The organism is Actinomycetota bacterium (genome assembly GCA_019347575.1).
Lineage (GTDB): Bacteria > Actinomycetota > Nitriliruptoria > Nitriliruptorales > Nitriliruptoraceae > JAHWKY01.
Genome location: JAHWKY010000017.1, coordinates 72,680 through 93,536, shown reverse-complemented (window position 1 = coordinate 93,536; position 20,857 = coordinate 72,680). Strand labels below are relative to the sequence as shown.

At 71.2% G+C, this 20,857-nt stretch carries 18 protein-coding genes; 1 reads left to right on the top strand and 17 read right to left on the bottom strand.

What is annotated here, in order from left to right:
* Positions 1 to 26: 26 nt before the first annotated feature.
* The gene (locus tag KY469_13100; GenBank protein ID MBW3664033.1) at positions 27 to 1,166 is read right to left on the bottom strand and encodes a DNRLRE domain-containing protein; all 1,140 of its coding nucleotides are present in this window, start codon (positions 1,164 to 1,166) and stop codon (positions 27 to 29) included.
* Positions 1,167 to 1,319: 153 nt separating this feature from the next.
* Between KY469_13100 and KY469_13095 the strand changes: the two genes are divergently transcribed.
* Positions 1,320 to 3,767, top strand: a complete 2,448-nt coding sequence (locus tag KY469_13095) for a PBP1A family penicillin-binding protein (protein MBW3664032.1) — start codon at positions 1,320 to 1,322, stop codon at positions 3,765 to 3,767.
* Here KY469_13095 and KY469_13090 read toward each other — a convergent pair.
* The 16 genes from KY469_13090 to KY469_13015 form a co-directional block, all read right to left on the bottom strand.
* Complete coding sequence (locus tag KY469_13090) at positions 3,740 to 4,417, bottom strand: DNA-3-methyladenine glycosylase (protein MBW3664031.1); 678 nt, start codon at positions 4,415 to 4,417, stop codon at positions 3,740 to 3,742. The two genes, KY469_13095 and KY469_13090, sit on opposite strands and share 28 nt — an antisense overlap.
* Positions 4,387 to 6,132, bottom strand: a complete 1,746-nt coding sequence (gene polX, locus KY469_13085; GenBank protein ID MBW3664030.1) for a DNA polymerase/3'-5' exonuclease PolX — start codon at positions 6,130 to 6,132, stop codon at positions 4,387 to 4,389. The genes KY469_13090 and polX overlap by 31 nt, the downstream gene beginning before the upstream one ends.
* A gap of 23 nt (positions 6,133 to 6,155) precedes the next feature.
* Positions 6,156 to 6,728, bottom strand: a complete 573-nt coding sequence (locus tag KY469_13080) for a hypothetical protein (GenBank protein MBW3664029.1) — start codon at positions 6,726 to 6,728, stop codon at positions 6,156 to 6,158.
* 25 nt (positions 6,729 to 6,753) lie between these two features.
* Complete coding sequence (gene argH / locus KY469_13075) at positions 6,754 to 8,151, bottom strand: argininosuccinate lyase (protein MBW3664028.1); 1,398 nt, start codon at positions 8,149 to 8,151, stop codon at positions 6,754 to 6,756.
* Entirely contained in the window at positions 8,148 to 9,359 is a 1,212-nt protein-coding gene (locus KY469_13070) for an argininosuccinate synthase (GenBank protein MBW3664027.1), read from the bottom strand. Before KY469_13070 ends, argH begins: the two co-directional genes overlap by 4 nt.
* A gap of 83 nt (positions 9,360 to 9,442) precedes the next feature.
* Positions 9,443 to 9,937 (bottom strand): arginine repressor, encoded by a 495-nt coding sequence (locus KY469_13065; protein ID MBW3664026.1) that lies wholly within the window; start codon positions 9,935 to 9,937, stop codon positions 9,443 to 9,445.
* The gene (argF, locus tag KY469_13060; GenBank protein ID MBW3664025.1) at positions 9,934 to 10,848 is read right to left on the bottom strand and encodes an ornithine carbamoyltransferase; all 915 of its coding nucleotides are present in this window, start codon (positions 10,846 to 10,848) and stop codon (positions 9,934 to 9,936) included. The genes KY469_13065 and argF overlap by 4 nt, the downstream gene beginning before the upstream one ends.
* A 10-nt stretch (positions 10,849 to 10,858) precedes the next feature.
* Positions 10,859 to 11,242 carry a response regulator transcription factor gene (locus tag KY469_13055; protein ID MBW3664024.1) on the bottom strand — a complete coding sequence of 128 codons (384 nt, stop codon included), beginning with the start codon at positions 11,240 to 11,242 and terminating at the stop codon, positions 10,859 to 10,861.
* Positions 11,235 to 12,476 (bottom strand): acetylornithine transaminase, encoded by a 1,242-nt coding sequence (locus KY469_13050; GenBank protein MBW3664023.1) that lies wholly within the window; start codon positions 12,474 to 12,476, stop codon positions 11,235 to 11,237. Before KY469_13050 ends, KY469_13055 begins: the two co-directional genes overlap by 8 nt.
* Positions 12,476 to 13,396 (bottom strand): acetylglutamate kinase, encoded by a 921-nt coding sequence (argB, locus tag KY469_13045; protein MBW3664022.1) that lies wholly within the window; start codon positions 13,394 to 13,396, stop codon positions 12,476 to 12,478. The genes KY469_13050 and argB overlap by 1 nt, the downstream gene beginning before the upstream one ends.
* The gene (gene argJ, locus KY469_13040; protein ID MBW3664021.1) at positions 13,396 to 14,580 is read right to left on the bottom strand and encodes a bifunctional glutamate N-acetyltransferase/amino-acid acetyltransferase ArgJ; all 1,185 of its coding nucleotides are present in this window, start codon (positions 14,578 to 14,580) and stop codon (positions 13,396 to 13,398) included. The genes argB and argJ overlap by 1 nt, the downstream gene beginning before the upstream one ends.
* 26 nt (positions 14,581 to 14,606) lie before the next feature.
* A complete protein-coding gene (gene argC / locus KY469_13035; protein ID MBW3664020.1) occupies positions 14,607 to 15,695 on the bottom strand; it encodes an N-acetyl-gamma-glutamyl-phosphate reductase in 1,089 nt (362 codons plus the stop codon).
* A 115-nt stretch (positions 15,696 to 15,810) separates the two neighbouring features.
* Complete coding sequence (arfB, locus tag KY469_13030) at positions 15,811 to 16,236, bottom strand: aminoacyl-tRNA hydrolase (GenBank protein ID MBW3664019.1); 426 nt, start codon at positions 16,234 to 16,236, stop codon at positions 15,811 to 15,813.
* 3 nt (positions 16,237 to 16,239) lie between these two features.
* Positions 16,240 to 18,681 carry a phenylalanine--tRNA ligase subunit beta gene (pheT, locus tag KY469_13025; GenBank protein ID MBW3664018.1) on the bottom strand — a complete coding sequence of 814 codons (2,442 nt, stop codon included), beginning with the start codon at positions 18,679 to 18,681 and terminating at the stop codon, positions 16,240 to 16,242.
* A 27-nt stretch (positions 18,682 to 18,708) separates the two neighbouring features.
* The gene (gene pheS / locus KY469_13020; GenBank protein ID MBW3664017.1) at positions 18,709 to 19,749 is read right to left on the bottom strand and encodes a phenylalanine--tRNA ligase subunit alpha; all 1,041 of its coding nucleotides are present in this window, start codon (positions 19,747 to 19,749) and stop codon (positions 18,709 to 18,711) included.
* A 62-nt stretch (positions 19,750 to 19,811) separates the two neighbouring features.
* Positions 19,812 to 20,855, bottom strand: a complete 1,044-nt coding sequence (locus KY469_13015) for a PAS domain-containing sensor histidine kinase (protein ID MBW3664016.1) — start codon at positions 20,853 to 20,855, stop codon at positions 19,812 to 19,814.
* Positions 20,856 to 20,857 lie beyond the last annotated feature (2 nt).

Genomic DNA, 20,857 nt, shown 5'->3' with positions numbered 1-20,857 from the left:
GGGAACATCTCCTGGATGGGAGCGGGTCAGACCTGGAAGGACGGCTCCGACGGGGCCAGCGCATCGGCGGCGGGACCTCGACGGTTCCGGATCAGGCGCGTCGTCGCGCCCTCGCGCCGGGTCACGGCCACGGGGGTGGTGTCGGTGAGCGACCGGCCGAGCATGAGCATCCCCAGGAGGAACAGCGGGATGAGCGCCCAGACGTAAGCGGGTGTCTCCGCGTCACCGGCCACCGCAGGTGCCGCCACCGTCTCGGGGACGGGCTGCTGCCCGGCGTCGGGCGCGACCTCGGGTGCCAGCGCTCCCTCGTCGCCCGCGACGGGCGGTGTGAACGCCGGTCCCGCCTGCGGCTCGAACGACGGCGCGTTGCCGAAGAAGGGTTGGCTCGACGTGCCGGTGTCGGCACCACCCGCCTGGCCCGAATCCGCGGGTGGTGCCGCGGCCGGCGGTGGCGGTGGCGGTGGCGATGGCGACTCGGTGACCGTGTACTCGACCTGCGCCGTCGGTGCCCCCTCGAGCGTCACGCCGGCGAACTGCACCCGCCAGTTGGCTTCCTCCGGGGTGGGCGTGCCGCTGGGGAGGTTCGCGGCGGACTTGGGCAGCAGGACGATGCCGTTGTTGGGGATGATGACGTCCTGCCACGCCCGCGCGACGTTGGTCAGGTCCGCCGTCCACGTCCCGTCGTCGGCGGGACCGACGACGTCCGCGCTGAAGGCACAGTCGTGCTCGGGGGCGTTCGACCACTTCTGGTTGGCGCCCTCCGCCCACAGATCGTTGATGGCACAGACCTCGACGCCGGTCAGCGACTCACCCGGCTCGACCTCGGTGAGGGTGATGACGAACGAGTCGATGGTGGCGTCGAACGGCACCGCGCTGAGGTCGAACTGCAGGAACGACTTCCACTCCGGTTCGCCGGCGGCGAGCCCGACCGGCAGCGAGCCGGGTGGGACGGTCGCCGGTGCCACCGGATCGACCGGTACGGGCCCGAGGTTCCCGCCGAGCTCGTCCTCGACGGGCTGGCTGGGATCGTTTCGCTGGGCCGCCCAACCTTCCTGTTGCACCGACGCCTCGGCCTCTTCGCCGAACGCGGCGGACGTGGTGCCAGCACCTGCGGCTACCGCCACGGCTGTGAACAGGAACGAGAGGGCCACCAGGCGTCTGATCACGGATCGACCTCCCACAGGGCTGGGCCGGGACGGCGGGGGTAGATAGCGTACCCTTCGACGCTCACGCGCAGCGTTCCTCCCGTCCGCGAGGGTGAGTTCTCCCCCCGGTTCCTCCTCGGCGGCCACCACCGGAGGCGGAAGTAACCTCGCGTCATGCCCGTCCAGCGGGAGCACCCGCGCCGCAACCCTCTCGCCGTGCTCGTCGTCACGGCGTTGTTCACCTCGTCGTGCGCCAACATCGTTCAGCTCGAGGCGGGCGATCCGGTCGAGTTCGTGCAGCAGCCGCAGACCTCGCAGGTGCTGGCAGCGGACGGGTCGGTCCTCGTCGAGCTGCACGCCGAGCAGGACCGCGAGGACATCCCGCTCACGGAGATGGGTGACGCCATCGTCGACGCGGTCGTCTCGATGGAGGACCGCCGGTACTTCGTGCACCGCGGGGTCGACCTGGCCGCGATCGTGCGGGCCGCCGTCCGCAACATCGAGATCGGCGACATCGAGCAAGGTGGCTCGACCATCACCCAGCAGTACGTCAAGAACACCATGACCGGACCCGCACGCACGCTCGAGCGCAAGCTCGAGGAAGCGGCGTTGGCCTACCAGCTGGAGCAGCGCTACTCCAAGGAGGAGATCCTCGAGCGCTACCTCAACACGATCTACTTCGGACACGGGGCGTACGGGGTGCACGCCGCCGCCGAGCGCTTCTTCGGGCTGGAGCCCGACGACCTCGAGCTGCACCAGGCCGCCCTCCTGGCCGGCCTGATCGCCTCCCCCACCCGCTTCGACCCCTACGAACACCCTGAGGCCGCCCAGCACCGGGTGCGGCAGGTCCTCGGCGCGATGGTCGCAACGAGCCAGATCAGCGGTACCCAGGCCGAGCTCGTCGCCGACGACGACCTCGACCTCGCTCCGCTGGAGACCGACGAGCGCACCCCCGCCCCGCACTTCGTCGAGGAGGTCAAGCGCCTGATCCAGCACGACCCCGACGGCCGCTTCGCGATCCTCGGCGACGACATCGACGCGCGGGTGGACGCCCTCTTCACCGGAGGCCTGCGGATCCACACGACGGTCGATCTCGAGCAACAGGTCCAGGCCGAGGAGGCGGTCGCGGAGGTCCTGACCGCGCCGGATGACCCGTCGGCGGCCATCGTGGCCGTCGAACCGGCCTCCGGGGCGGTGCGTGCACTCGTGGGCGGCCGCGACTTCTACGACCGGGACCAACCGGACGCCCGTTTCAACCTCGCCACCCAGGCACGACGCCAGCCGGGTTCGTCGTTCAAGCCCATCGTCCTCGCCACGGCTCTGCAGCGCGGCGTGTCGTTGGAGCGCGAGTTCCCGGGCGGGACCTGCGTGTCGTTCCCGGAACTGGGGTGGGAGCCGTGCAACTACGGAGGGACGGCCTACCCGACGATGTCGCTACGCGAAGCCACCGTGCGCAGCGTCAACACCGTGTACGCGCGTCTAGCCGTCGAGCTGGGACCGGTCGCGATCGTCGAGATGGCCAAGACGATGGGGTTCGACTCCGAGCTGCCCCAGGTCCCCTCGATCGCGCTGGGCTCCGCGGAGGTCACGCCGCTCGAGATGGCCGGCGCGTACGGCGCCTTCGCGGCGCTCGGGACCTACCACGAGCCCTACCTGATCGAGCGGATCGAGACGCCGGACGGAGAGGTGCTGTACGAGCACGACCCCCGGGGCCTGCAGGTGCTCGACGAGGCCGCCGCGTACCTCGTCAACCAGGCACTGACCGACGTGGTCCGCCGCGGCACCGGAGTACGGGCGCAGGTCGACCGTCCCCAGGCGGGCAAGACGGGGACATCGCAGAACAACGCCGACGCGTGGTTCATCGGCTACACGCCCGACCTGGTGGCCGCCGTGTGGGTGGGCTTCCCCGAGGCGAGCATCCCGATGGAGCCGCCGACGACGCGCATCCGGGTTGAGGGGGGGCGCTGGCCCGCCGAGATCTGGAAGGGGTTCGCGGCCCGTGCACTGGATGGCACGCCACCCTCCGCCTTCCCCGTGCCCGAGGTCGACCTCGTCGTCGTCGACGTCGACGTGACGCGCAACTGCCTGCCCAACCCCTACACGCCGCAGGAGCTGATCGAACCACGCCAGTACCTGCGAGGCACCGAGCCGATCGAGCGCTGCAACGAGCCGACGGGTCCACCGCTCGACGACGTGCCGAGCGTCACCGGACTGCCGCTCGCGGTGGCGCAGCAGCTGCTGGAGGACAAGGGGTTCGTCGTGGCGACCCGCCCCGAAGCCTCGCTCGTCTTCCCACCGGGCATCGTGACGCGTCAGCGCCCGTCCCCTGGCGGGTCGACGCTGCCGATGGACGGCAACGCGGTCGTCCTGTGGGTGTCGCAGAGCGTCCGGTCCCAGGCACAGGTCCCCGACGTGCTCGGGCTCGACCGCGTCGACGCCATCGCCACGCTCGAAGCCGCAGGTTGGGTCGTCGAGGTGCGCCCCGAGTGCCCGCTCGACGGCTGCGGGTCCAACGCCGTGCCGGATCAGGTCTGGGGCCAGCAGCCCGCTCCCGGCACGGAGCAGCGCGAGCACAGCGCGGTGGTGATCCGCGTCTACCCCGACGAGACCGCCCCGGGGTGACGGAGGTAGCGGCTGACCTCGGGGACGCCGTCGAGCCACCACCGCCAGCGCCGGTCCGGTGCGTGCCGGACCCCGGTACGGGGGCCCTGACGCACCCTGACGCGGGTGGGCCGCCACGCATCACGCTCGAGGCGGACCGGTGCGTCGGCCTCCAGCAGGTCGGTGCCGTCGAGTTCGCGGTCGAGTCCCAAGCCGCGGGCCAGTGATCCGGGTCCCCGGAGCAGCTCGCGGTCGGGGCGGTCGGGCTGGCGCCGTTCGCGGATCGCTTCCACTCCGGAGATCGCCACCGCCGCACGCAGCAGCACGGCTGATCCCGTCCCGCGCGGCTCGCAAGACACGTTCACGCAGTGGTGCATGCCGTAGGTGAAGTACACGTAGAGGTGTCCCGGCGGGCCGAACATCGTCCGCGTCCGCGGCGTCTCGCCGCGGTACGAGTGGCTCGCCGGGTCGGTCTCGCGGTAGGCCTCGGTCTCGACGATGCGTGCCAAAGTCTCCGACCCATCGTCCTCGATCCGGACCAGCAGCGCCCCGAGCAGGCGGGGCGCTGCCCGGGTTGGGTGCACCGCGAGGTCCGCACGCGACAGCGGGGCGCGGCGCGGGTGGAGCTGGTCGTAGCCGCTCACGCCGACGCGCGCTTCGTCCCCGCCCATCCGAGGAACCGCTCGGTCTCCCAGGTGTTGGCGACCCGGTCGCGAGGCACGCCCCCGCGCCGGGCCTGGCGGATGCCGTGGCGGAGGTAGTCGAACTCGCGCACCGCGTGCGCGTCGGTCGAGATGACGAACGTGACACCGCGCGCCACGCCCTCCCGGATGATCTCGTCGGGGGCATCGAGCCGATCGAGGTTGGAGTTGATCTCGATCGCCGTGCCGGTCTCCACCGCCGCGTCGAGCACCCGATCGACGTGGAGGTCGATGCCGGGGCGCTTGCCGATACGTCGGCCGGTGAGGTGTCCGATGACGTTCACCGCGGGGTGCCGCATCGCCGTGATCACGCGCTCGGTCTGGGCGTCGGGGTCGAGGCGGAAGTGGCTGTGCACGCTCGCCACGCACCAGTCGAACGTCAGCAGGAAGTCGTGGTCGTAGTCGAGGCTGCCGTCGATCCCGATGTTGAGCTCGGCGCCGTGCAGGAGGCGGATGTCGTCGACCCCCTCCTGGAGCTCACGCAGGCGCCGACGGATGGCCAGCATCCCCGGCTTCGACACGCCGTTGATGCGCAGGTCCTCGGCGTGGTCGGTGACGGCGATGTACTGCAACCCGTGCTCGCGCGCGGCCGCGACGAGGTCCTCGAGCGACATCCGACCGTCTCCGGAGTGGTCGGAGTGGTCGTGCAGGTCACCGCGGATGTCCTCGAGCGACACGAGGTCGGGCAGCTCGCCGCGAGCCGCCAGCGCGACCTCATCGCGCCCCTCCCGCAGCTCCGGCGCGATCCAGGCGAGGTCGAGCGCGGCGTAGATGTCCTCCTCGGTCGACGCGGCGACGATCGCGTCCGTCTCCTGATCGGTCAGGGCGTACTCGTTGAGCAGCCAGCCGCGCTGGATGGCGCGTTGGCGCAGCTCGATGTTGTGGGCCTTCGAACCCGTGAAGTACACGAGCGCGGCGCCGAGGTGCCCGGGCTCGACGACGCGGACGTCGACCTGCATCCCGTCGAAGGTGAGGAACGAGGTCTTGGTGTCCCCACGTGCCAGCACCTCCTGGACCTGCGGGAGCGAGGCCACGCTGGCGTTCGCCGCGTCCACGTCGCCGGTGGCCACGAGGATGTCGATGTCCCCGATCGTGTCGCGGAAGCGCCGGAGGCTGCCCGCGTAGACGACCTCGTCGGTGTCGAGGCGGGCTCGCAGATCGGCGACGAGTTCCTCGGCGACCGGCAGCGCCTGGGCGATCGGCAGGCGACGATCGTGGGACGTGAGCTCGAACCGTTCGATGCCACGGCGAAGGTTCTCGACCGTCTTCTCGCCGAACCCGGGAAGCTCGGCGAGCCGGTCCCCGTCGAGCGCCGCGGTCAGCCCGGGGAGATCGGTGATGCCGAGCACCTCACGGAGCAGCTGCACGCTCTTGGGTCCCAGGCCCGGTACACGCAGCAGCTCACGCTGCCCCACGGGATGCTTGTCGCGGAGCTCCTCGAGCTTGCGGATCGTCCCCGTCTGCAGGTACTCGGCGAGCTTCGACGCGATCGCCTTGCCGATCCCCTTGACGCTGAGCAGCTCCGCCTCGGACATCTCGGAGATGTCGCGTCCCAGCCCCTTCACGGCCCGTGCCCCGTTCTGGTAGGCGCGCACGCGGAAGGCGTTCGGGTTGCCCTCGGCCAGCCCGGTCAGGACGGAGAGCTCGTTGAGCAGTCGCGCGGCTTCGTCGTTGGTCCTGGGCACGCCACCACCTCCGGACCTCGACGCTACCTGAGTGGTCGGGAGCGGAAGTCGTCCGCCCGGGCGGTGGCGAGGAACACCCGGAACCGCCGGATCAGACCGGCGTTCCCGCGCTCAGCACGCCGACGCTGACGCAGCCACTCCGCATCGTCGATGTCGTCGGCGGTCCGGCGGGACCACAGCAGCCAGACGATGAGCACCTGGGCGGCGGCGACCGTGACCCCGATCCACGCAGACGACGTCCCACCGAGACCGCCGAGCGTCAGCGGGACGAGCATCATCGCGAAGAACGAGAAGGTCAGCATCCCGCCGAAGCGCGCCCACTCCCGCCGGGCAACCAGGCCACCGGCCAGTACGAACGACCCGGCGCACAGCGCCAGGGTCAACGCCGCGGACGCCCCGACCAGACCGTTGCCGTCGGATGCCGGGATGCCGAGGCGGATCATCGCCTCGAGCCGCCTCCCGGTGGGCGGGGCGGGATCGAACGCCGAGCGCGCCAGACCCACCCCCGCGTCGAGGAACGGCAGCGTGACCAACACGATGAGACCGGCCGCGGCGAGCGTGGTCCAGGAGCGAGGGATGCGATCGGGACGCTGCATGGTGTGAAGGTACGGCGGACCGGCGTCACACGCCACGGTTGCGCACGACCGCGTCCCGGGCCCGGCGCAGCTGGGTCAGCACGCTGGCTGTCGCGGTGCCGAAGGGGCTCGCACGGCGTTCCACCGCCGCCCGCGCGTCGAGGACCTCCGCCACCGAACGATCGAGCGCCGCGTGCGCCGCCGCGATCCTGGCGACGTCGAGGTCCGCCACGTCGATCCCGATCTCGTCGGCATCGCGGACCAGCCCGCCCACGACGTCGTGGGCCTCGCGGAACGGCACGCCCCGCCGCACGAGCTCCTCGGCCAGGTCCGTCGCGAGGGCGTGACCGCCGCCAGCGGCGGCTTCGAGCCGGTGGCGGTCGAAGGTCAGCGACCTCACGGCCCCGGTCAGAGCGGGAAGCGTCAGCGCCAGCGTGTCGACGGCGTCGAAGACCGGTTCCTTGTCCTCCTGCAGGTCGCGGTTGTAGGTCAGCGGCAGTCCCTTGATCGTCGTCAACAGTGCGACGAGGTCGCCGATGACGCGTCCCGCCTTGCCGCGGGCGAGCTCGGCGACGTCGGGGTTGCGCTTCTGCGGCATGATCGAGGAGCCGGTCGAGAAGGCGTCGCCTAGCCGCACGACCGCGAACTCCGCGCTGCTCCAGGTGACCAGCTCCTCCCCCATCCGCGACAGGGTGGTCGCGAGGATGGCCGCCGCAGCGAGGAACTCGAGCGCGAAGTCGCGCGAGGCCACCGCGTCCATGGAGTTCTCGGCGACACCGGCGTACCCGAGGTGGCGTGCGTAGGCCGCGGGATCCACCTCGAGGGTCGTGCCAGCGAGCGCCCCCGCCCCCAGGACCGAGACGTCGCTACGCGTGGCAGCTCCGGCGAACCGGGCCGCGTCGCGGTCGAGCATCCACACGTACGCGAGCAGGTGGTGCGACAGCAGGACGGGCTGACCTCGTTGCAGGTGGGTGTAGCCGGGTGCCAGCCAGTCGAGGTGCGCCTCGGCCTGGTCGCAGATCGCCTCCTGCAGATCGGAGATGGCGCCGCGGATCTGGCCGCAGGCGCGCTTGACGTAGGCCCGTAGGTCGTTGGCGATCTGGTCGTTGCGGGAGCGGCCGGCACGGAGCTTGCCACCGAGCTCGCCGAGGTCCTCGACGAGCCAGCGTTCGATCGCGCCGTGCAGATCCTCGTCGGTCGGCTCGAAGCGGAAGCTCCCCTCGGCGAAGAGCGCGGCGCAGCGGTCGAGGCCCTCGAGGATGCGCTCGCACTCGTCGTGATCGAGCACACCGATGCGGAGCAGCTCCTGGGCGTGTGCCCGGGAGCCCGCGATGTCCTCGCGCCACAGCCGGGCATCGAAGCCGGTGGAGACACCGAGGCGCCAGGCGGCTTCGGCTGGCGCCTGGCCGAAGCGCGCACCCCACAGCCGTCCCTCGGGTGTCACAGGTCGTCGCCGAGGCGACGGGTGCGCCGCGCCCACGTCTTGAGCGGCAGCCCCCACAGCTTCACGAAGCCCTCGGCCTGGGTGTGGTCGAAGCGATCGCCCTCGTCGTAGGTCGCCAGGTCGAGGTCGTACAGCCCGACCTCGCTACGCCGCCCGACCGGCGCGGCCGTCCCCTTGTACAGCTCCACCCGCACCTCACCGGTCACGTAGCGGTTGGCCTCGTCCATGAAGGCGTCGAGAGCCCGCTTCAGAGGTCCCCACCACAGCCCGTTGTAGATCAGCTGGCTGTAGCGGCCCTCCTCGCCCCGCTTGTGCTCGGCCAGTTCCTGTTCGAGGCACAGGTCCTCGAGGTCACGGTGGGCCGCGAGCAGCGTCACCGCGCCGGGACACTCGTAGATCTCGCGGCTCTTGATGCCCACCAGGCGGTCCTCGACCATGTCGATGCGGCCGACGCCGTGAGCGCCCGCGCGACGGTCCACCTCCGCGATCAGGTCCGCGAGCGGCAGCTCCTTGCCGTCGACCGCGACCGGCAGCCCGGCTTCGAAGGTGAGGATCAGCTCCTCGGACTCGTCCGGGGCCACCTGCGGGCTCACCGTGCGCGCGTAGACCTCCTCTGGCGGCTTCGCCCACGGATCCTCGATGATCCCGCATTCCGCGGTGCGACCCCACGAGTTCTCGTCGATGGAGTATGGCGACGCCTTCTTCACCGGGATCGGGACGCCCCGCTCCTCGGCCCAGGCGATCGCCGCCTCGCGCGAAAGGCCCCACTCGCGGATCGGAGCGTAGGTCTGCAGGTCGGGCGCGAGGCACATCGTCCCCACCTCGAAGCGGACCTGGTCGTTGCCCTTCCCCGTGCAGCCGTGGGCGACAGCGGCGGCATCGTGAGCACGGGCCGTGGCGACGAGGTGCTTGACGATCAGCGGCCGGGACAAGGCCGACACGAGCGGGTACTTGCCCATGTAGAGCGCGTTGGCCCGCAGGGCGGGTGCGACGAACTCGTCCGCGAACTCGTCCCGGGCATCGATCACGATCGACTCGACGGCGCCGCAGTCGAGGCCACGTTGGCGGATCTGCTCCATGTCGTCCGCGTCCTGGCCGACGTCGATCGCGCACGCGATCACGTCGAGGTCACGGTTCTCGGCGAGCCAACGGATGGCGACCGAGGTGTCGAGCCCACCGGAGTAGGCGAGGACGACGCGTTGCTTCACGGGGAACTCCAGTGCTCAAGTAGCGGAGCGATAGCACAACCTTCCGTGCTCAAGTAGCGGAGCGGTAGCACGACCTTGCATCTTCAGTGCGGCGAGAGCTCGTCCACGAGCGCCAGCTCGCGGAAGCGCCGGGCCAGCTCATCGCCCGATACCCCAGCCGTGGCGACGACGAGGACGGTGTCGTCACCCGCGATGGTCGCGAGCACTCCGGGGAGCTCGGCGAGGTCTATCGCGCTGGCAACGGGCGGGGCGCCGGCGGGGGGCGTCCGGAGCACCGCGATGTTGCCGCTGGCGTCGACCCGCTGCACGTAGCGTCGGAGCGTGTCGGCGAGCTTGCCCCTGGCGGTCCCGGGGCCGGGATCGCTGACGACGCGGTAGACGAGCGATCCGTCGGTGCCCCGAACCTTCACCGCCCCGATCTCGTCGAGGTCACGGCTCACGGTCGCCTGGGTGGTCTCGATCCCGTTGTCGGACAGGACCGCCACGGCTTCGTCCTGAGAACGGACATCGTACTCGTCCAGTAGCCGTCGTAGCAGCGCCTGTCGCCGGTCCTTGCCGTTGCGCGCCGCCACGGTCAGCCCACCCCGCCGAGCAACCGGATGAGCAGTGCCTTCTGCGCGTGGAGACGGTTCTCGGCCTGGTCGAACACGTGGGACGCGGGACCGTCGATGACCTCGTCGGCCACCTCCTCGCCGCGGTGCGCCGGCAGGCAGTGGAGGAAGATCCCCCCCGATGCCGCCGCGTCCATCAGGCGCTGGTCCACGCGGTACGGAGCGAACACCCCCGCGCGCTGCTCGGCCTCGGATTCCTGACCCATCGACGCCCACACGTCGGTGTAGACCACGTCCGCGCCGTCGACGCCGTCGTCGGGATCGGTGGTGACCACGACGGCGTCGTCGCTACCCGCGATCCTCCGGGCGCGGTCGACGACGTCGGAGTTCGGGGCGTAGCCCTCGGGGTGGGCGACCCGCACCTGCATCCCGGTCAAGGCCCCGGCCAGGAGGAGCGAGTGTGCGACGTTGTTCCCGTCGCCGACGTACGCCAAGGTGAGGCCCTCGAGCTTGCCGAACACGCCGCGGATCGTCTGCAGATCGGCGAGCGCCTGGCACGGGTGCTCGCGATCGGTGAGGGCGTTGATCACAGGCACCGAGGCCGCTGCCGCGAGCTCCTCGAGCCGGTCCTGGCCGAAGGTGCGCACGACGATGCCGTGGACGTAGCGCGACAGGACCTGGCCCGTGTCGGCGATGGTCTCGCCCCGCCCCAGCTGCAGCTCGGCGGACGACAGCGGCAGCGGGTGACCTCCGAGCTCGGCCACCGCGACCTCGAACGACACGCGCGTCCGGGTGGACGGCTTCTCGAAGATCAGCGCGACCGTCTGGCCACGCAGGTCGTCACGCAGCGAGCGGTCGGAACGCAACCCGTCGGCGACGTCGAGCAGCTCGAACAGGCTGTGGCCGTCGAGGTCGTCGATGCTCAGGAAGTCCTGCATGGAGGCCTCCTCAGTCCAGCACCGCGCGGATGCGAGCGACCAGGTCGTCGGGATCGAACGGCTTCTCGAACACGTTCTCCTCCCCGAGCAGCTGTCGGCTCTGCTTCGCCCCTTCCGGTGATCCGGTGATGACGATGACCGGCACCTCGAGGTTGCCATCGCCCTCCTCGAGGAGCTGTTCGAGGACGCGGACGCCGTTGATGTCCGGCATCATGATGTCGAGCACCGCGAGGTCGGGCTGATCGCCTCGGAGACGGACGAGACCCTCGAGCCCGTCGGCGGCCACCGTCGAGTTGAAGCCCTCGTGTCGCAGGACCTCGACGAGCAGCTCCGCAACGGTGCTGTCGTCCTCGACGATCAGGATCGTCCGGCTGTCCACCGGTGCGTCACTCATCCTCACTCCTCTCTTCATGGGCGTTGTCGGCGCGCACGGACGTGAGCGCGTCGCGCAGCACGGCCAGTGCGAGGTCGATCTCGTCACCATCCACGGTCAGCGGCGGAGCCAGGCGGATGGCGTCCGGCGCGACCGCGTTCACGATCAGGAACCGCTCGCGGCATGCGGTCTCGACCTCGGCTGCGACCCGGTCGGGCAGGGTGACGGCCAGGAGCAGGCCCGCGCCCCGCACCCCCGTCGCGAGTCCGTCAGCGACCAGCTTCGCGATCCCCTCGCGCACCCGTTCGCCCTTCTCGGCAGCGGCGGTGACAAGCCCGTCTCGCTCGATGATGTCGAGGACGCGCACCGCCGCCGCGCACACGAGCGGGTTGCCTCCGAACGTCGTGGCGTGATCGCCGCGCCCGAGGGCTGCCGCCGCAGTGCCCCGCGCGATGCACGCCCCGATCGGCACGCCGTTGCCGAGCGCCTTGGCCACGGTGATGACGTCGGGGACGACCTCGGTGCCCTGGAACGCGAACCAGTGCCCGGTACGTCCGACACCCGTCTGCACCTCGTCGACGATCAGCAGGGCGGAGTGCTCGTCGCACGCCCGGCGGGCGGCCGCGAGCACGTCGGGGGGGACGGGTCGGACACCACCCTCGCCCTGGATGACCTCGAGGAGCACGGCGCACGTTCGGTCGGTGACCGCGGCCGTCAGCGCCTCGGCATCGTCGTGGGGAACGGTGTCCACGTAGCCCGCGAGCGGAGCGAACGGCGTGTGCTTGGCGGGCTGGCCGGTGGCTTCCAGGGTCGCGAGGGTGCGGCCGTGGAACGACCCCTCCAGCGTCACCACTCGGATCTTGTCGTCCGATCGCTGCTTGCCCCACCGCCGAGCGAGCTTGATCGCGGCCTCGTTGGCCTCGGCGCCGCTGTTGCACAGGAAGGTACGCGCGTCGGGCCATTCCGTGACGCGGGCGAGACGCTCGGCGAGGTCGAGCATCGGAACGGTGAGGTAGAGGTTGGAGGTGTGCACCAGCGTCCGTGCCTGAGCGGCGATGGCGTCGGCCACCTCCGGGTGGGCGTGGCCGAGGCTGGTCACGGCGAGACCGCTGAGGAAGTCGAGGTGGGCGCGGCCCTGCGTGTCGAACAGCGCCGTGCCCTCGCCCCGGACGAACCCGATCGGCTGGCGTCCGTAGGTGCCCATCACGTGGGCGGCGTCCCGCGCCTGCAGTTCCTCGAGATCGCGATCGGCCATCACGTCAGCTCCATGGTCACCATCGTGCCGACGCCCTCGTCGGTGAAGACCTCGAGCAGCACCGCGTGGAGCACGCGGCCGTCCAGGATGTGCGCCTGGGGAACCCCGGCCTTGAGCGCCTCGACGATCGAACGGACCTTGGGCTGCATGCCGGCGTGCAGGTCACCGTCGGCGAGCATGTGCTCGAGCTGCGCCACCCCGACCTCGCTGATGAGGTCCGTGGGGTCGGGAGCGTCGCCGCCGGTGCCGAAGTCGGCGTAGAGCCCGGGCACGTCGGTCAGGTACACGAGCTTGGTGGCCGCGAGCGCGGCGGCGATGGCACCGGCGGCCTCGTCGGCGTTGACGTTGTGGTCGGTGCCGTCGGCGTCGAGTCCAACGGTCGCGACGACCGGGAGGAAGCCGTCGGACAGCAGGTGGTGCAGGACACCGGGGTCGACGTGCTCGACGCGGCCGACGCGGCCGAGGTCCTCGCCCCGATCCCCCACGGCACGCCGGACCCGCAGCAAGCCGGCGTCGGTCCCCGAGACCCCGACCGCCGGGGCGCCAGCTCCCTGGACGAGTCCGACCAGCTCGGGGTTGACGCGTCCGAGCAGCACCATGCGCACCACGTCCATGGTCGCATCGTCGGTGACGCGCAGTCCGTCGACGAACGAGCTCGTGAGCCCCATCGATGCCCCGACCTCGTCGATCTGCGGGCCACCCCCGTGAACGATCACCGGCCGGAGGCCGACGTAGTGCAGCAGTGCGACGTCCGCGGCGAAGGAGCGCTTGAGGTCCGCGTCGATCATGGCGTTGCCGCCGTACTTGATGACGACGATGCGCCCGTGGAAGCGCGTGATCCACGGCAACGCCTCGCGCAGCACCGCAGCCTTGTGCTGGGCGGCGGCGCCACGTTCGTCGTGGGGGGCGACGGCGGCCATCAGGTGGTGTACTCGGCGTTGAACCGGACGTACTCGGGCGTCAGATCGGTCGTGAGGTAGGTCGCTGCACCCATCCCACCTCCGAGGTCGATGTCGATGTCGACCTCGGGCTTGCTCATCGCGATGGCTGCTTGACCGCGGTCGAAGACCGTCGCGGTCCCGAAGCGGCAGACGGTCACCCCGCCGCACGTCACGCTCACGCGCGCGGGGTCGAAGGCGACCCCGCTGCCGCCCATCGCGGCGAGGATGCGACCCCAGTTGGGATCGCCGCCAGCGAGTGCAGCGCGGAACAGCACCGATGCGGCGACGGCGCGTGCGAGCCGGGTCGCCTCCTCGTCGGATGCTGCGCCCCGCACGTGCAGGAACGCGCGCCGGTTCGTCCCCTCACCGTCCTCGACGACGGCGTAGGCGAGGTCCGCGCAGACCGCGGCGAAGGCGCGCTGCACGCTGGCGAGCGTCGGGGGTCGTGATGCGGTGCCGCTGGCGAGCGCCACGACGGCGTCGTTGGTCGAGCCGCACGCGTCGATAGAGATGCGGTTGAAGGACCGCTCGACCGCCTGCCGCAGCAGTGGCCGCAGGACCGGCGGGGGGAGGGGAGCGTCGGTGGTGATGACGCACAGCATCGTCGCCATCGCCGGCTCGATCATCCCGGCACCCTTGGCCATGCCGCCGACCACGCACGAGCCAGCGTCGTCGTCGACGCGGTAGGCGACCTCCTTCACGCGCGTGTCGGTGGTCATGATGGCGGTGGCAGCGCGCTCGTGTCCGTCGGCGGTCAGGTCGTCCACGGCGCGCGGCAGGCCACCGAGCACACGGTCCAGCGGCAGCCGCTGTCCGATGATCCCCGTCGAGAGCACCAGCACATCGTCAGTCGGGACGCCGAGCAGCGCCGCTGCCGCAGCCGCGGTCGCCTCGGCGTCTGCGAGACCCTGCGGTCCGGTGCACGCGTTGGCGTTGCCGGCGTTGATGACCACCGCACGAGCGTGGCCGTTGGCCGCGTGGCGCTCGGTGAGCACACACGGGGCCGCCTTGACGAGGTTGGTCGTCGTCGTGACCGCCGTCGTGGCCGGTCCATCCGCAGCGACCACCGCGAGGTCGGCGCGACCCGACGGCTTCAGCCCGGCGGCGATCCCTCCGGCACGGAAGCCAGCGGCGGCGGTCACACCGCCGGGCCGCTTCGTCAGCCCCCGACGATCATCCGGTCCCCAGGTCACGGGTACACCCCCAGCGCGGTGAGACCGGCGGCCTCCTCGAGACCGAGCATGACGTTGGCGTTCTGGACTGCTTGCCCGGCGGCACCCTTGCCGAGGTTGTCGATGGCGCTGGTGACCACGACGCGACCGGTGCGCTCGTCGACGGTGGCGCTGACCTGGCAGCCGTTGGATCCGGCGAGCGCCTTGGTGTGCGGGAACGTCCCGGGGGGCAGGACGTGGACGAACGGCTCGTCCGCGTACCGATCACGCAGCACGGCGTCGACATCTGCCTGCGTGGCGCCCTCCACGAGAGCGCCGTAGCACGTCGCCAGGAGCCCTCGTGACATCGGGATCAGGTGCGGCGTGAACGACACCGTCTGCGCGGAGGTCGGGCCGAGCGCCGCGAGGTGCTGCTCGATCTCCCAGGTGTGGCGGTGCGTCGGCGCCCCGTAGGCCACGACATCGCCGTGAACGTGAGGATGGTGAAGACGATCCGACGCACCCGCTCCCGCTCCGGACGTCCCCGACTTCGCATCGACGACGATCGATCCTGGGACGATCAGCGGCGCCAACGGCAGCAGTCCCAGCAGCGTCGCCGTCGGGTAGCAGCCCGGGTTCGCCACCAGGTCGGTCGCGGCGACCGCTGCGCGCGTGAACTCGGTGAGGCCGTACACCGCCGGTGCGAGCGCCGCTGCAGGATGCGGCTCGCCGTAGGCCTGCTCGAACGTGTGCGGCTCGAGCCGGAACGCACCCGACAGGTCCACGACGCGCGTCCCTGCCTCGGTCAGCGACCGTCCCAACTGCAGCGATGCTCCGTGAGGGGTCGCCAGGAACACCAGGTCGAGACTGGCGAGCCGGTCGGTGTCGACGACGTCGAAGGTCGCGTCACCCGGCAGGTTCGGGAACGCATCCGCGATGGGTGTTCCCGCCCGGCGCTGCGCGGCGACGACGGCCACCTCGACGGCGGGGTGGCCGTACAGCACGCGGAGCAGCTCGGCCCCGCCGTAGCCCGACGCGCCGACGATCCCGACCTTGGCGGTCACCTCACCCTCTCCCGGGCACCAACGCTGACACCCGCAGGTGCATATGTATACAGGACCCTGCATAGCACGTGCAAGCCCTGCGGCGCTGGCGCAGGTCGCTCTCGGCGTGGGGTGAACCCTGGATGGTGAACCCTGGATGTCGACCGTCCACCCGGCCGCTCCTGCCGTGGAGCGTCGCTCAGGAGGATTCGGGCGGCTTGCGCAGGTCCTTGATCCGCCCTCGGTGCTTCTTCTCCTGGAGCCGGCGCTCGTCCGCAGCGCGGCTCGGTCGCGTGGCGATCCGGCGCTTGCGCGGCCTCAGCGCCTCACGCAGCAGGTCACGCAGGCGCCGCCGCGCGTCCTCGCGGTTGCGGTGCTGGCTGCGTCGCTCCGCGGCCTGCACGAGCAGCACCCCATCCTTGGTCAGACGGTTGCTGAGGTGCTTGCGGATGGCGCGCCGCTGCTTGTCGGACAGCACTCCGCTGTTCGTGACATCGAAGCGGAGCTCGACCTTGCTGTCGGTGGTGTTGACACCCTGCCCACCGGGGCCGCTCCCCCGCGCGACCCGGACCTCGAGCTCGGCCGCAGGGATGGTCAGCTTGCGGTTCACGCGCAGATCGTCCACAGGTCACCTCCGCAGGGTCGCACCCTCACGCTCGGCTGCGGCCGCGACAGCCTCGATCACACGTTCGGCGTCCTCATCGGTCAGCTGCCGCTCGGGGGCCTGCAGTCGCAGCCGCACCGCGACGCTGCGCCGACCCTCTCCGATCTGCTCCCCACGGTACGTGTCGAACACCCACAACTCGTCGAGCAGCTCCCCCGCCCCGTCACGGATCGCGCGTTCCAGGCGTGCGAACGGGACGGTGTCGTCCGCCACGAGCGCGACGTCCACCGTGACCGCCGGGTGGCGGACCAGCGTCGGAGCACGTAGCGGCGGGCCCCCCACGAGTTCGAGCAGCGGCTCGATCAGCAGCTCGCCCAACACCACCGGCTCCGGCAGGTCGCGCGCGGCTGCCTCGTCGGGGCGGAGCTGGCCGACGACCCCGATCTCGACGCCGCGCAGGCGCAGGCCTGCCGTCCGCCCCGGGTGCAGACCGGGACGCGGCTCCTGGAGCCGCTCGAGGACCGCACCGGGCGCGACACGGCCGACCACGTCGTCGAACAGCGCCAGGATGGCCTGGACCTCCCAGGTCCCTCGCGTGTCCAGCCACCGATCACCGACGCGGACCCCCTGCGCCGCGACGCCGAGCACCCGAGGCTGGGTGGGAAGAGGCCGGCCCTGCGGATCGTCCCACCGCCACGCCTCGCCGAACGCGGCGAGCGCGTCGTCGAGCGACCCTCCGCTGGGCCGGAAGATGCGGGCGTACTCGAACAGCGCCGCCCCTGGACGACCCTGCCCGACGTTGTGCCGCAGCGCCCCGAGCAGACCCTCGGTGAGGGATGGACGTAGATCTCGGGCGTCGGCGGCGACCGGGTTCTCGACCGTCACGGCCCCATCGCCCGGTGCAAGCGGCACCAACGATCCCGCGGCCGAGACGAACGGCGAGGTCTGGGCCTCGTGGAACCCGGCGGCGAGGGCGGCGCCCCGGATGTCCCGCTCGGCCTGCTGGACCCTCGTCAGTCCGCCACGCAGCGGGATGGCCGGCAGGATCGTGGGGACGCGGTCGTACCCGTGGAGGCGGATGACCTCCTCAGCCAGGTCCGCGGGCCGGCGCAGATCACCGCGCCAGGACGGGGCGATCACCCGGAGGTTCCCATCGCCGTCGCCATCGACCTCGCAGCCCACGCGCTCGAGCAGCCGCGCCTGCGTCGAGGCGTCGAGATCGTCGACGCCGACGAAGTGCGCACACCAGGCGGTGTCGAGGACCACCGGCGTGCGGTCCCACCTCGGCTCCCCCCCGTCGGTCGCGCCAGCGTCGGTCGCGCCCGCGATCCGTCGCAGCAGCTCGACCGCCCGAGCCGCGCCGCGCCACGCCCCGGCGGGGTCGACCCTCCGCTCGAAGCGGGTGCTCGCCTCGGAGACGAGGTTCAGTCGCCGCGACGTCCGTCGCACGGTGAGCGGATCGAACACCGCGGCCTCGAGCAGCACTCGCGTGGTGGTGTCCGTGACCTCGCTGCGCGCCCCGCCCATCACCCCCGCGAGCGCGACCGCTCCCCGCGCGTCCGCGATGACCAGATCGGTGCTCAGCAGCGTCCGATCCTTGTCGTCGAGGGTCACCAGGTGCTCACCCTCAGCGGCCCAGCGAACCGAGAGAGTGTCGCCCTGGAGCCGGTCGAGATCGAAGGCGTGCAGCGGTTGGCCCAGTTCGAGCGCGACGTAGTTGGTCACGTCGACCACGGTGTTGATCGAACGCACGCCGGACGCTTCGAGCCTGCGCCGCAGCCACCACGGGGAAGGTCCGATGCGAACGGTCTCGACCACCCAGCCGACGTAGTGGCTACAGCCCTCGACCGCCTCGATGTCGACGGCGACGGGCCCGTCGTCGCGGGGTTGCGGATGGGCCGGGGCGCGATGCTCGCTGTCGAGGATCGCGGCGAGGTCGCGGGCGACTCCCACGACCGACAGGTGGTCGCCCCGGTCCGCCATGACCGCGACATCGATGACCGGTTCACCCAGGGGCAGCAGCTCGTGGATGTCCACCCCCGGGAGCGCGTCGTCCGGCAGGACCAGGATGCCGCTGTGATCGGCCGCGACCTCGAGCTCGCGCGGTGAGCACAACATCCCCGCGCTCGTCACCCCACGGATCTCCCGTCGCTCCAGCTGGACCCCCCCGGGCAGGGTGGCGCCAGGCGGGGCGTGGGGCACGACGTCACCCACCCCGAAGTTGTGCGCCCCGCAGACGACCTCGTGCTCGTCGGTCCCGTCGCTCACCCGAACGAGGACCAGCTTGTCGGCGTCGGGGTGGGGCTCGACCCGCAGCACCTGGACGGTCCGGACGCCGGTGACGCCTGCACCGGGGCGGGTGACGGTCTCGATCTCGAGCCCGTTGGCGCCCATGCGCTCGAGCAGCTCGTCGAGTTCGAGCTCGACGTCGACGAACTCCCGGAGCCAGGAGAGGGGGACCTTCACGGTTGTGCGACCTCGTAGGTTGGGTGGTCAGAAGGCACGCAGGAAGCGCACGTCACCGTCGTGGAAGTGGCGGATGTCGTTCACCTCGTGACGCAGCATCGCCACCCGTTCGACGCCGACACCGAAGGCGAACCCCGACACCTCGGCCGGATCGTGACCACAGTCGCTGAGGACCTGCGGATCGACCATCCCGGCTCCCAGGATCTCGATCCACCCCGTACCGCTGCAGACACGGCACGGCGCCCCGTCGCCCGCGCAGAACGGGCAGGAGACGTCGACCTCGGCCGACGGCTCGGTGAAGGGGAAGAACGATGGCCGGAGGCGCACCTCGCGGTCAGCCCCGAACACGGCCCGCGCGAACGACAGCAGGGTTCCGCGCAGGTCGGCCATGGTCACGTCGTCGTCGACGTACAGACCCTCGACCTGGGTGAAGAAGGGCGAGTGCGTGGCGTCAGGGGTGTCAGCGCGGTAGACGCGGCCGGGGACGACGACTGCGATCGGCGCCGGCTGAGCCAGCATGGTGCGCGCCTGCACCGGCGAGGTGTGGGGCCGCAGCACCACGTCGCCCTGGCGCGACACGTAGAGCGTGTCCATCTCCTGGCGCGCGGGATGGTCGGGAGGGATGTTGAGCAGGTCGAACGCGTACACGCCGGCCTCGACCTCGGGACCGTCGGCCACGCGGTACCCGAGCCCGACGAAGATGTCGACGATCTCGTCGCTGACCTGGGTGAGCAGGTGGGGCCGGCCGGGGCGGATCCGGCGGGGCGGCAGCGTCAGATCCTCGCGCTCGGCTTGCAGTCGTGTATCCATCGCCGCACGAGCGAACGCGCTGCGCGCGGCCTCGAAGCGCTCCTCGAACTCGTCCTTGAACCGGTTGAGCGCCTGGCCCAGTTCGCGTCGACCTTCGTCGTCGAGGTCGCGCAGGCTGCGCTGGATGGACGTCAGCGCGCTCTTGCGGCCGGTGAAGCGAACCCGGACGGCCTCCAGCGCGTCGAGATCACCAGCGGCTTCGAGGGCATCGAAGGCGTCACGTGCGAGCTCGTCGAGCTCGTCGAGGTGATCCGCCACAGCGCGCTCCGGTCAGGTCGATCGAGCCTACCGGGGCGCTTGCTGTCGGCAGATCCTCGTGCTCACGTCCCGTCGCTGAGCCCGGAGGACTGGGGCTGGAACGGCAGCCGCAGGTGGAAGGTCGCGCCCGTTCCCTCGTCGCTCGTGCACCACACGTCACCCCCGTGCGCACGCGCGAGGCCGCGGCTGATGTACAACCCCAGTCCGGTGCCCGCACGGCGGTTCTGACGGCCGCGACCGAACTTCTCGAAGATCCGGCGTTGCTGATCGTCAGGGATCCCCGGCCCGTGATCGATGACACGCAGGTCGAGCACGCCGTCGTTGGCCTCCCCCTCGAGGCGGACGTCGCTGTCCGGTGCGTACTGCAGCGCGTTCTCGACGAGGTTGGTGATGACCTGCTCGATCTTGTCCTGGTCGGCGAGCAGGGGCGGCATCGCGCGGTCCAGCGCCACCTCGACGGTGCGACCGTCCCCCTCAGGGCGCTGCTTCACCCGCTCGACGATGCGCGTGACCAGCTCGGGCACATCGATGCGCTGGGTTCGCAGCTGCACCCGGTTCGCGTCGATCCGCGAGACGTCGAGCAGCTCGGTGAGCAGTCGAGTGACCCGGTCCGCATCGGCGTTGATCGTCTCGAGCATGGTGTGCTTCTGCTCGTCGCTGAACCGATCCCACTTGAGCAGCAGCGTGCGGGTGAAGCCCTTCACTGACGTCAGCGGCGAGCGGATCTCGTGCGACACGGTGGCAACGAGGTCGCTGCGAGCCGCGTCGAGACGCTCGCGGCGCCCTCCGTGTCGGAAGGTCACCACGATCCGAGCACCGTGGAGGCGACCGGCGACCGCGACCGGCCGGAGCCGTCCGTCCGGCAGCCTCACCCGCAGGAGCCTCTCGGCCAGTCGCGGGGCGACGGGGTTGACCAACCCGATCAGGCCGGTGCAGTGGCCGCCGCTGTCGTCGATCAGCACGACGGCATCGTCGAACGGCTGCCCGACGACGTCCTGCCTCAGACCGAGCAGGTGGTCGGCGCGGTCGTTGCGGTGCTCGATCCGCCCGGAGACCGAGACCACGACCACCGCCTCGGGGAGGAGGTCGAACAGCTCGAACTGCATCG

Coding starts and splice junctions, on each gene's coding strand:
- argB (MBW3664022.1), bottom strand. CDS start 13,396: ATGGCCGCCGTCGCCCCCCACGACGAACGTGGCGCCGCCGCCCAGCAC.
- KY469_13095 (MBW3664032.1), top strand. CDS start 1,320: ATGCCCGTCCAGCGGGAGCACCCGCGCCGCAACCCTCTCGCCGTGCTC.
- KY469_13055 (MBW3664024.1), bottom strand. CDS start 11,242: ATGAGTGACGCACCGGTGGACAGCCGGACGATCCTGATCGTCGAGGAC.
- KY469_13015 (MBW3664016.1), bottom strand. CDS start 20,855: ATGCAGTTCGAGCTGTTCGACCTCCTCCCCGAGGCGGTGGTCGTGGTC.
- KY469_13050 (MBW3664023.1), bottom strand. CDS start 12,476: ATGGCCGATCGCGATCTCGAGGAACTGCAGGCGCGGGACGCCGCCCAC.
- KY469_13090 (MBW3664031.1), bottom strand. CDS start 4,417: ATGGGCGGGGACGAAGCGCGCGTCGGCGTGAGCGGCTACGACCAGCTC.
- KY469_13080 (MBW3664029.1), bottom strand. CDS start 6,728: ATGCAGCGTCCCGATCGCATCCCTCGCTCCTGGACCACGCTCGCCGCG.
- argF (MBW3664025.1), bottom strand. CDS start 10,848: ATGCAGGACTTCCTGAGCATCGACGACCTCGACGGCCACAGCCTGTTC.
- argC (MBW3664020.1), bottom strand. CDS start 15,695: ATGCAGGGTCCTGTATACATATGCACCTGCGGGTGTCAGCGTTGGTGC.